The organism is Ruegeria sp. AM4, from assembly GCF_056540665.1.
Map to the genome: position 1 here is coordinate 765,118 of NZ_JBQFXD010000001.1, position 10,985 is coordinate 776,102.

The 10,985-nt window shown below is 59.6% G+C and carries 10 protein-coding genes; 7 read left to right on the forward strand and 3 right to left on the reverse strand.

What is annotated here, in order from left to right:
- Positions 1-47: 47 nt before the first annotated feature.
- The 3 genes from ACR0JA_RS03755 to dusB are packed head-to-tail and all read right to left on the reverse strand — an operon-like array spanning position 48 to position 3,477.
- Entirely contained in the window at positions 48-1,415 is a 1,368-nt protein-coding gene (locus ACR0JA_RS03755) for a response regulator (protein ID WP_480570169.1), read from the reverse strand.
- Complete coding sequence (locus tag ACR0JA_RS03760) at positions 1,415-2,497, reverse strand: two-component system sensor histidine kinase NtrB (protein WP_480570172.1); 1,083 nt, start codon at positions 2,495-2,497, stop codon at positions 1,415-1,417. The genes ACR0JA_RS03755 and ACR0JA_RS03760 overlap by 1 nt, the downstream gene beginning before the upstream one ends.
- On the reverse strand, positions 2,494-3,477 hold the full coding sequence (dusB, locus tag ACR0JA_RS03765; RefSeq protein WP_480570175.1) for a tRNA dihydrouridine synthase DusB: 984 nt from the start codon (positions 3,475-3,477) through the stop codon (positions 2,494-2,496). Before dusB ends, ACR0JA_RS03760 begins: the two co-directional genes overlap by 4 nt.
- Before the next feature lie 183 nt (positions 3,478-3,660).
- On the opposite strand from dusB, the gene ACR0JA_RS03770 reads away from it, so the two are divergent.
- From ACR0JA_RS03770 to ACR0JA_RS03800, 7 genes are all read left to right on the forward strand, one after another.
- Positions 3,661-4,791: a bifunctional 2-C-methyl-D-erythritol 4-phosphate cytidylyltransferase/2-C-methyl-D-erythritol 2,4-cyclodiphosphate synthase gene (locus ACR0JA_RS03770; RefSeq protein ID WP_480570178.1), complete on the forward strand. Its 1,131-nt coding sequence runs from the start codon at positions 3,661-3,663 to the stop codon at positions 4,789-4,791.
- Positions 4,788-5,285 carry a phosphatidylglycerophosphatase A family protein gene (locus ACR0JA_RS03775; RefSeq protein WP_480570181.1) on the forward strand — a complete coding sequence of 166 codons (498 nt, stop codon included), beginning with the start codon at positions 4,788-4,790 and terminating at the stop codon, positions 5,283-5,285. The genes ACR0JA_RS03770 and ACR0JA_RS03775 overlap by 4 nt, the downstream gene beginning before the upstream one ends.
- Positions 5,282-5,764, forward strand: coding sequence for a CinA family protein (locus ACR0JA_RS03780; protein ID WP_480570184.1), 483 nt, complete (start codon positions 5,282-5,284; stop codon positions 5,762-5,764). Before ACR0JA_RS03775 ends, ACR0JA_RS03780 begins: the two co-directional genes overlap by 4 nt.
- Positions 5,765-5,958: 194 nt before the next feature.
- Positions 5,959-7,140, forward strand: a complete 1,182-nt coding sequence (locus ACR0JA_RS03785) for an ammonium transporter (protein WP_480570186.1) — start codon at positions 5,959-5,961, stop codon at positions 7,138-7,140.
- 134 nt (positions 7,141-7,274) lie between these two features.
- Positions 7,275-7,952 carry an orotate phosphoribosyltransferase gene (locus ACR0JA_RS03790; RefSeq protein ID WP_480570189.1) on the forward strand — a complete coding sequence of 226 codons (678 nt, stop codon included), beginning with the start codon at positions 7,275-7,277 and terminating at the stop codon, positions 7,950-7,952.
- Positions 7,953-8,178: 226 nt separating this feature from the next.
- On the forward strand, positions 8,179-9,669 hold the full coding sequence (locus ACR0JA_RS03795) for a replicative DNA helicase (RefSeq protein ID WP_480570191.1): 1,491 nt from the start codon (positions 8,179-8,181) through the stop codon (positions 9,667-9,669).
- A 132-nt stretch (positions 9,670-9,801) separates the two neighbouring features.
- Entirely contained in the window at positions 9,802-10,866 is a 1,065-nt protein-coding gene (locus tag ACR0JA_RS03800; RefSeq protein WP_480570193.1) for a Hint domain-containing protein, read from the forward strand.
- The last annotated feature ends 119 nt before the right edge of the window (positions 10,867-10,985 follow it).

The following is a 10,985-nucleotide window of genomic DNA, read 5'->3' on the forward strand; positions in this document are numbered from 1 at the left end:
GGTCGTTGGCCGGGACGAACCCGGATGCCACGGTTTGTGTGGCGATATTACATCAGTTTGCGGCGACGTGTCACCTGAATATCGAGATCGGTGATCTTTTTACGCAGCGTATTCCGGTTAATCCCCAGCAAATCAGCACATTTTGCCTGATTACCGCCGGTCGCATCCAGGGCAATCTCGATCAGGGGTGCCTCGACCTCGCGCAGAATGCGCTGGTAGAGACCTGGAGGCGGCAGAATGTTCCCGTGCAGATCAAAATACCGACGCAGATGGCGCTCGACCGAGGATGACAGCTTTTCGCGATCTCCATCGCCCAGTACTGGCTCGGCCTCGGGCTGCGAACCCAGTGCCATTTCAACCTCAAGCTTCGAGATTTCGTCGGTTCGGCTGGTCAGACTTAGCCGCCGAACCGCGTGTTCCAGTTGTCGCACATTTCCGGGCCAGGAATAGCGACGGACCAGTTCAACCGCATCGGGGCTGAGCCAGCGCTTTGCACCGCTATCACGCTCTTCCCGGGCCAGAAAGTGATCGACCAACAGGGTGATATCATCGACACGCTCGCGCAGGGCAGGCACATGGATCGTCGCGCCGCAGAGACGATAATAGAGGTCCTGTCGAACCTTCCCGCTTTCCATCGCGTCGGTCAGGTCCGACTGGCTGGTTGCCATGAACCGCGGCACGTGATCGCCGGGGGTATCCATCATCCGCACAATCCGGGCCTGAATTTCGTCGCTGATGTCCGAGATTTCGTCGATCAACAGCGTTCCGCCCCGCACCCGTGCCATCACGCGCGCAGGGCCCTCAAGATCGCTCAGATCGGCAGCGGTTGCCGTGACAAAAGGTAAGGTCCGGCGATCCGAAAAATCGTGAATAGCCCGCGCAATCAACGATTTTCCGGTTCCGCTTTCACCGGATATCATCACCGACAGGTCCGTGTTCATGACGCGCGCAACCAGACGATACAGCGCTTGCATGACCGGCGTTCGCCCAACCAATGGCAGTTCATCAGGCCGGTCGCCGCTCTCGCGGTTCATTTCAGGCTGAACGCGCGATTTCTGGTCCAGCGCGCGGGCTGTACGCTTCATCAGGTCCGGTAGATCGAAGGGTTTTGGCAAATAGTCATAGGCGTCCGCCTCGGCCGCCTGAATGGCCGTCATGATCGTATTTTGTGCCGAGATCACGATCACTGGCAAACCGGGCCGGTCCTGCGCGATCTTTGGCAGCATCTCAAGCCCGTTCCCGTCCGGCATGACCACATCCGAGATCACGACGTCCCCTTTGCCCTCGCCAACCCATCGCATCAACGTGGTCAACGAAGAGGTGGCGTGCACCTTGCAACCGGCGCGGGTCAGTGCCTGTGTCAGTACGGTGCGGATCGTGCGGTCGTCGTCGGCGACCAGTACTGTGCCATCCATCAGATGCTCTCCTCGGTGCTATTTTCTTTCGGTGCGCGGCGCAGGGACAACCGAAACACGGTCTTTCCCGGCACCGAATCCGCAGTGATCCAACCGTCGTGGTCGGACACGATCTTGCTGACCAGTGCCAACCCCAGACCGGTTCCGTTATCCCGGCCAGAGACAAAGGGATCGAAAATGTCGCTGCGGATCTTGTCGGGCAGACCCGGACCATCATCAATGATCTCGATCTGCAATGGCAGCGAGTGGCCCGATCCGTCGCTGCGGCGCAGGCGGAAAGAATGTTCGAAATACGTCCGCAGACGGATCGTGCCACCGTCGGTTCCGGCAGCCTCGGACGCGTTCTTCAGCAGGTTCAGTACGACCTGCAAGAACTGATCCGGGTCGCCATAGGCCAGCGGCAGCGACGGGTCGTAGTCCTCGACGATCGTCATATGCGCCCCGAACCCAAGCAATGCAGAACGCCGAGCGCGATCCAGAACGTCATGGATATTGACCGGTTTGAATTCTGGCTGAGACAGGTTTCCGAATTGCTCGACTTGTTCCAGTAACTTCACAATCCGGCGGCTTTCAGCAACGATAAGATCAGTGAGTTCCAAGTCTTGCGCCGGAATATTCATGCTGAGCAGCTGCGCCGCCCCGGTAATTCCGGCCAGCGGGTTCTTGATCTCATGCGCCAGCATCTCTGCCATGCCGATGGCGGATTGCGCGGCCGATTTCACCGAGTTTCCACGCGTCATGCGCCCGGACAGCTCGCGCGGTGAAACCATCATGATCATCGACCCGGAATGTCCCATCAGCGGTGCAATCTGCAAGGCACATTGCAAGGGTGCGCGATTGCCCGATCCGACATCGACGTCGTTGACAAAAAGCGGCGCGCCCTGTTGGCGAGCGCGCAGGAACGCAGCCTCCAGCGGGGCGTCCACGGCGATCTGGTCCCACACCGGCTGCCCGATCACAGATTTGCGCGAGGCGTTCAGAAACCCCTCACCGGCAGAATTCACGTCCGAAATCCGGTCTTCTGCATCTATGATGAAAGCCGGTACGGGCAGCGAGGCCCAGATATTCTGGTCCGATGTCATGCTGCGACCTCATGCTCGGGCGATAGTGCGTGTTCCAACAGACGCAGCACGTCTTCGGTATCGCGTGAGGTAAGAACTGATCTTCGCAAGGGCGCGGGCGTGCTCGCCTCGTCCATGTACCAGCCCAGATGTTTGCGCGCGACGCGCAGGCCCAGGTCGGTCCCATAAAACGCCAGCATTGCCTGATAGTGCGCCCGCACCATATCAACCAAGTCGGCTCCTGCCGGAATCTCGGGCGCGTCCGAGCCGTACAATTCGTGGCACATCTGAGCCAGAAGCCACGGCTTGCCCTGCGCACCGCGCCCGACCATGACACCGTCAGCCCCGGACTGGTCCAGCGCGGATCGGGCGGCGGGTGTATCAACGATGTCTCCGTTGGCGATGACGGGCACCGAGACCGCCTGTTTCACGGCGCGGATCGCACTCCAGTCGGCGCGGCCCTTGTAGAACTGGCATCTGGTGCGACCGTGGATCGTGACCATTTGAATACCCGCGTCCTGCGCGCGCTTGGCCACCTCGGGGGCGTTCAGCAACGTGTCGTCCCAACCCAATCGGGTCTTCAGCGTCACGGGGACGTCGACGGCGCTGACAACCGCTTCGATCAATGTCAGGGCATGATCCGGCGTCTTCAAAAGCGCCGAACCGGAATAGCCGTTCGTCACTTTCTTGGCCGGGCACCCCATGTTGATGTCGATCACGCGTGCGCCGCGATCCGCAACCTGCCGCGCCGCTTCGGCCATCCAATGCGCCTCGCGCCCGGCCAACTGTACGGCGGTGTTTTCCACATCCGCAGACAGCTCGGCCCGTTCGCGCACACCGGGTTTGGCCTGCACCATCTCTTGACTGGCCACCATTTCGCTGACGACCATCCCCGCGCCAAAACGCATGACGAGGTCGCGGAACGGCCGGTCGGTGATTCCGGCCATGGGTGCCAGCAGCACCGGAGGGGTCAGGTCCTTGTCAGCAAGACGCAGGGTCAACGTGCTTAATCCTTGAGCAATTGAGGTTCTGATATCGAAATAGCAGCATGTGAACAATAAAATGGCGGCATTCAAGCCTGCAAAATCATCATATGCCTATTTTTTAGGCAACTGACTTGGGGTCATTGCCTCTGCATTCACCGCACCCTAAACAACCTCCAACATCAAAAGGATCGCCCACACATGACCACCGCCGCCATCATCGTCGCCGCAGGCCGCGGACACCGCGCCGGAGGAGACGTGCCCAAACAATGGCGCAGCCTGGCTGGTCGGCGGGTGGCAGATTGGACGATTGAGCAGTTTTCAGGGCGTGTGGATCACGTCGTTCTGGTCCTTTCCCCTGACGATCAGGATGCCTGGGCCGAGTTTCAGGAGACCCCCCTGATACTGGCTCAGGGCGGCAGCGACCGCGCCGCCTCGGTACGCAGCGGGTTGGATGCCTTGGCGGGCAAAGGTGTTGAACATGTCCTGATCCACGATGTTGCCCGCCCTTGCGTTAGCGCGCGCGTGATCGATGACGTTCTGGACGCGCTAAGGACCCATCCAGCCGCTGCACCCGGGCTTGCGATCACGGATGCGCTCTGGACCGGAGACGGGTCGGTTGTAACCGGGGTCCAGGACCGGACGGGCTTGTTTGCAGCGCAAACGCCGCAGGGCTTTCACTATGACGCCATCGTTGCGGCCCACGCAGCACATTCCGGCGGTGCTGCGGACGATGTCGAGGTTGCCCGCGCTGCGGGGTTGGACGTGGCCATCGTACCTGGCGATGCGGACAACCTGAAAATCACCCGGCCCGAGGATTTTGCCCGAGCCGAAAGTATCTTGGGAAAAGGTATGAATGTAAGACTTGGCAATGGCTATGACGTGCATCGCTTTGGCGAAGGCGACCATGTGATCCTCTGCGGCGTGAAAATTCCGCATGGCCGCGGGCTGCAAGGGCATTCGGATGCGGATGTCGGAATGCACGCCGTCACCGACGCGATTTATGGCGCACTTGCACAAGGCGACATTGGCCAGCATTTTCCACCCTCTGATCCGCAATGGAAAGGCGCGGCCAGCGAGATATTCCTGCGCCACGCGGTCGAATTGGCGTCGTCGATGGGATACCGCATATCGAACATTGACTGTACACTGGTCTGCGAGTTTCCAAAGATCGGCCCGCATGCGCCAGAGATGCAACAGAAAATGTCTGAAATCATGGGCTTGAGCGCCGATCAGGTCTCGATCAAGGCCACCACATCGGAACGTCTGGGCTTTACCGGCCGCAGCGAAGGCATTGCCTCGCTTGCGACAGCCTGTTTGGTGGCGTCATGACGCTGGCGCGCTTGATCGGCACAGTATGCGGCGTCGGGTACCTGCGCCCTGCCCCGGGAACCTGGGGATCGCTGGTCGCGCTTCCGTTGGCTTGGATACTTCATGTGATCGGTGGCTTCCCGCTGCTTGTGCTGGCAACACTCGCAGCCTTCGGCGCGGGTCTCTGGGCAACGCGGGTCATGACCGAAGGATCCGACAACCATGACCCGTCAGAGATCGTCATTGATGAGGTCGCAGGCCAGTTCATTGCAATCTGGGCGATCTCTTATCCTGCCTGGGCGCACGGTATCGCCATAACCGCGCTCTGGCCCGGCTGGATTGCCGGGTTTGTGCTGTTCCGTCTGTTTGACATCACCAAACTTGGCCCAATCGGCTGGGCCGACCGTCGTGGCGACCCGATGGGCGTGATGCTGGACGACGTGATTGCCGGGGCCTTTGCAGCAGTCGGGGTGCTGCTGCTGGCCGGGCTTGCGCACGGGGTTCTGGGGGCATGAGCGCGACTGATGTCCTGAACCGCGCCAAGGCACAGCGAACAATGATCGCAACGGCAGAAAGCTGTACCGGAGGCATGGTTGCGGCTGCACTCACCGATATCCCCGGCAGTTCGGCCGTGGTCGACCGCGGCTTTGTCACCTATACCAACGCCGCCAAACAGGACATGTTGGGGGTGCGCGCCGATACGCTCGATGCCCACGGCGCAGTATCCGAACAGGTCGCCCGCGAAATGGCCGAGGGCGCTTTGCAGAATTCCAATGCACAGCTTTCGGTTTCGGTCACCGGAATCGCAGGTCCCGGCGGTTCCGAGTTCAAGCCGGAAGGCCGCGTGTGTTTTGGATTGGCAGCAAAGGGCCGAGCGACCCGCACCGAAACAATCGAGTTTGGTGCCGTCGGGCGTGACACCGTGCGTAAGGCGGCCCGAGACCATGCGCTGAACCTGCTGTTGGACGCCCTTTCACAACCCGCACAAAATTAGGGCATACCCGCCTGATCGCTGCAAGAATAATCGTCACTTGAGAAAAAGCCGCCAAAACAGGCGGCTTTTTGTGTCTATGCCTCTTTTTTCCTCAACGCCTCTCCGCTTCAACACCCGCAAAACCACTCACGCAACATCGTTTGGCACAGATTTGCGCCAGACGACACAGTTTTTCAGGGAAAGGAGACCGGCCCATGAACGGAGCCGACACAGCCTGGATCATCGTCGCAACGGCATTGGTCCTGTTCATGACATTACCGGGGCTTGCCCTGTTCTATGGCGGCCTCGTGCGGGCGCGAAACGTACTGAGCGTGTTCATGCATTGCTTTTCCATTGCCTGCCTGATGAGCATTCTCTGGCTGGTCGCAGGGTACTCGATCGCGTTTGGCCCAGGTGAAAGCGGTCTGTGGGGCGGGCTGGGCAAAGCGTTTTTGAACGGTGTCGACGCAGACAGCCTTGCAGGCACCCTGCCCGAGATTCTGTTCTTTGCCTTCCAGATGACCTTTGCCATCATCACGCCTGCCCTGATCGTTGGCGCCTATGTCGAACGCGTGGGTTTTGGTTTTGTCCTGACTTTCTCGGCCCTGTGGATGCTGCTGTGCTATGCGCCTGTAGTTCACTGGATCTGGGGCGGTGGCATTCTGGCCGATGGCGGCATTCTGGGCGAAGTCGGCGTTCGTGACTTTGCCGGGGGCATTGTTGTGCATGAAACCGCAGGTCTGGCTGCGCTGATCATCGCGGTTGCTCTGGGACCGCGCCGCAATCGCACAACGCCACCGCACAACCCCGGCTATGTCATGGTCGGGGCCGCGATGCTGTGGGTCGGCTGGTTCGGCTTCAACGGCGGCTCGCAACTGGCGGCTGACGGCGGCGCGGCAATGGCGATGACGGTCACGCACCTGTCCGCCGCGACCGCCTCTCTGTCCTGGGCCCTGTGGGAGAAGGTGCGCTTTGGCAAAGCCTCGATGGTGGGTCTGGTGACCGGTACCATCGCTGGTCTGGCCTCGATCACCCCGGCCTCGGGCTTTGTCGGCCCGGTGCAGGCGCTGATTATCGGTGCTGTCGCAGGCATATTGTGCCAAGAGGCAGTTTTCGTGATCCGCAACAAGCTGAACATCGACGACACGCTGGACGTGTTCGCCGTTCACGGTGTCGGTGGAATCTTTGGGACGCTCATGATCGCCCTGTTCGGCCTTGGCACCTGGACCGCGCAACTGGGGGGGCTGCTGATCGTGGGTGTCTTTACGGCAGTTGTCACGTTTGTGTTGGTCAAGGTGGTTGCAATGATCACCCCGCTTCGCGTAGATGCCGAGACTGAAACAAACGGGCTCGATCTTTCGGTACACGGAGAACGCGCTTACGACATGAGCAGCTGAGCCCACCTTGGCTGCTGCGCCCGCGAGGGCAAAGCGGACCCTTCGGGGTCCGCTTTTCTTTTTTGCCCCTCTCGACTCTGGGCCGACGCTCAGGCTATCAGCCCGCAACGTCTTTCAGCCCCGAGGTTTGCGCCATGATCCCCAGTTCCTTTCCCGACAGCACCGAAATCGCCCGTCTGACCGCGCGCATGCTGCTGGAGATCAAGGCCGTCCATTTCAACGCGCGCGAGCCGTTTACATTGGCCTCGGGCCTGCCCAGCCCAACCTATATCGACTGCCGCAAACTGATCTCGTATCCGCGCATCCGCTCGACCCTGATGGATTTTCTGACTGTCACCGTCATGCGCGACGCAGGCTTTGAGGCGTTTGACAATATCGCAGGGGGCGAAACCGCCGGTATTCCCTTTGCCGCGATGGTTGCTGAACGCTTGGCCCTGCCGATGACCTATGTGCGCAAAAAACCCAAAGGCTATGGCCGCAACGCCCGCATCGAAGGCGCGATGAGCGAAGGCGAGCGCGTCCTGCTGGTCGAGGATCTGACCACCGATGGCGGGTCGAAACTGTCTTTTGTGGATGCGATCCGCGAAACCGGCGCGACTTGCGGGCACACGGCGGTGATCTTCTACTATGGCATCTTTCCCGACACGGAAAAGACGCTGGGCGACCATGGCATCACGCTGCACAGCCTTTGCACATGGTGGGACGTTCTGGCCGAGGCCAAGGCGCAGAAAGCCTTTGATCAGGAAACACTTGACGGGGTTGAAGCGTTTCTGAACGACCCGCGCGGTTGGCAGGACGCCAATAAAAGCTGAATTTACCACTGTGAGTGATTTGGGGATAAGTCAGGCAGAATCAGCCCGACCGCAACAATATGTGGTGACTTTTGTCTAGAAACCCACATAATACACCAAATCCTTTGCGTATATCAGGCCGTCTCAAAAGTTATCCCAAGGCTTTATCCATAGTTAGCCACAGGTATTTCCAGATAGCCGCCACGCCGAAATAGCGTGTAAGAACACCGTGGGCAGCGGGGACAATATGAACGAGATCAGCAGCATCGAGCAGGCAGCGGCGCAGATTCAGAATGCCGAGACAATGCCGCATTCCATTGAAGCGGAACAGCAGCTTCTGGGTGCGATCCTGACCAATAACGATCTGTACGACCGGGTGGCGTCGATTATCGGGGCCGAGCATTTCTTTGACCCGGTCCACGCCCGTATCTACGAGGTCGCCGCAGCGCGCATCGCCAAAAATGCGCTGGCCTCTCCTGTGACGCTGAAATCCTTCATGGCCGAGGACGAGGGCCTGAAGGAACTGGGCGGCCCGGCCTATCTGGTCAAGCTGGCCGGCGCGTCGATCAGTGCCTTTGCGGTGCATGACTATGCCCAGATGATTTATGATCTCGCCATTCGGCGCGAATTGATCCGGCTGGGTCGGGATATTTCCGACAAGGCCGCTCGCGTCGATGTCAGCAGCGAGCCAAAAGAACAAATCGTCGAGGCCGAGCAACAGCTCTATCAGCTATCCGAGCAGGGCCAGACCGAACAGGGTTTCCAATCCTTCCTCAAGGCGGTCACAGAAGCCGTCAACGTCACCAACGAGGCGTATCAGCGCGGTGGTGGCATGGCGGGGATTTCCACCGGTCTGGCCGACTTGGACAAGCAATTGGGAGGGCTGCACCCATCCGACCTGATCATTCTGGCCGGACGCCCGTCGATGGGAAAAACCTCGCTTGCGACTAACGTCGCGTTCAACGTGGCCAAAGCCTACAAACGTGGCACCAAACCTGACGGTTCTGAGGGTGCGATTGACGGTGGCGTGGTCGGGTTTTTCTCGCTTGAGATGAGCGCCGAACAGCTTGCAGGCCGGGTTCTGGCCGAGGCCTCGGAAATTTCCAGCCACAAGATCCGTCAGGGTGACATGACCGAGGCCGAGTTCCGCCGTTTCGTGGACGCGGCCAAGGAATTGGAAGCCTGCCCGCTATTCATAGATGACACCCCCGCCCTCCCGATCTCTCAGCTCGCCGCGCGCGCGCGGCGGCTGAAGAGAACGCATGGGCTGGACCTGCTGGTCATCGACTATCTGCAACTTTGCCGAGGTATGGCCGATAATCGCGTCAACGAAATTGCCGAGATTTCGATGGGCATGAAGGCGATCGCAAAAGAGCTGAACATCCCGGTGGTGGCCCTGTCCCAGCTGTCGCGTCAGGTAGAAAGCCGCGACGACAAGCGCCCTCAACTCAGCGACCTGCGGGAATCGGGCTCGATCGAACAGGATGCGGACGTCGTGATGTTCGTGTTCCGCGAGGAATACTACAAGGAGCGTGAAAAGCCCGGCGATCATGAGCTGGAAAAGATGGAAGAGTGGAAGCAGGCAATGGAACGCCTGCACGGTAAAGCCGAGGTCATCGTCGGCAAGCAGCGCCACGGCCCCATCGGAACGGTCGAATTGTCGTTCGAGGCGCAGTTCACCCGCTTTGGCAATCTGGTCAAACCCTGGCAACAGGGTGGCGAGATCGAAGGCTACTGAACGATCACAAATACACCGTAAACACGTTCAACACCAAAGGGCATTCGCTTTATTGGTGTTGGTCATGCGTTGTGCTAATCTAAATTTGCAAATGCGGCGCAGACCGCTGATTTTTGTCGAGGCGACCAGCACGTGCCAGCCATTATTTCGGAAATCAGGTATCGCAACGGGCCTGGGTTCAGCCCAGACGACGACTATATCGAAATCCGGGTTCCAACCGGCACCGACGTCTCGGACCTGACGGTCGACGTCTACAACCCGAACGGAACCGTGCGCAGCTCGACCGATGTCAGCGACGGCACGATGACGACAGTTGGCAACTTCGACTATTACGTCGTGAATGCGCGGATCAACCGGTTTGGGGCCATATCGCTATCTGACGATGGCACTGTTTTGAGCTTTGTGTCATTCGACGCCGAAGTTACCGCGACCGAGGGTCCTGCGGATGGCACGACCTCGACGCAGGTGGGTACCAATGGCGACGACTCGACATCATCGCTCAGCTCAACGGACGGGGTGAATTTTGTCGTCGATCCGGACCCAAGCCCCGGTGCCCCCTGTTTCGCTTCGGGCACCCATATCCAGACAATCAATGGTCCCGTGCCCGTCGAAGAGCTGGCACCGGGTGATCAGGTTGTGTCGGCAGATGACACCGTTCACATTCTGCGACTGCGCCTGTCCCGTGCGGTTCGTCTGTCCGAATTGATACGGCTGCCGCACCTGCGCCCCGTTCGCATTGTGACCGGGGCCTTTGGGCAAGGATTGCCGCGTCGGGACCTGATGGTATCGCGCCAACACCGGATGCAATCCGACTCGCCCATTGCGAAACGCATGTTTGGCACACGTAATGTGTTGATCTCTGCGATCCGATTGACCGACTTGCCCGGTGTTTTTGTGGACACGGACGTCACGCAGGTTACCTATCACCACCTTATCTTTGACCAGCATGTGATCCTGCTGGCCGAAGGAGCACCCAGTGAAAGCCTGTTCACTGGCCCGCAGGCGCTTGCCTCGATGCCAGCCGAAGCGCGTGCGGAGCTTAAGCTGCTGTTTCCGGATATCGCGGAAACGCTGACTCAGGTTCCAGCTTGCTACATTCCCGATGGGCGTCGGCAAATGAAACTGATCTCGCGCCATGTCGACAATAACAAACCCTTGTTGGGACACGGGTCCGACCGGCATCGGCCGACCGCCTGACGGGGATCAACGATGATCGCAACAGTGCGGCATTGGAGGCAACAGGTTCACAATCTGATTGTTCAAGTTACTCCGTCCTTCCAGCGCGCGGCGCCTTGATACGTTTGGCTGTTTTGCCA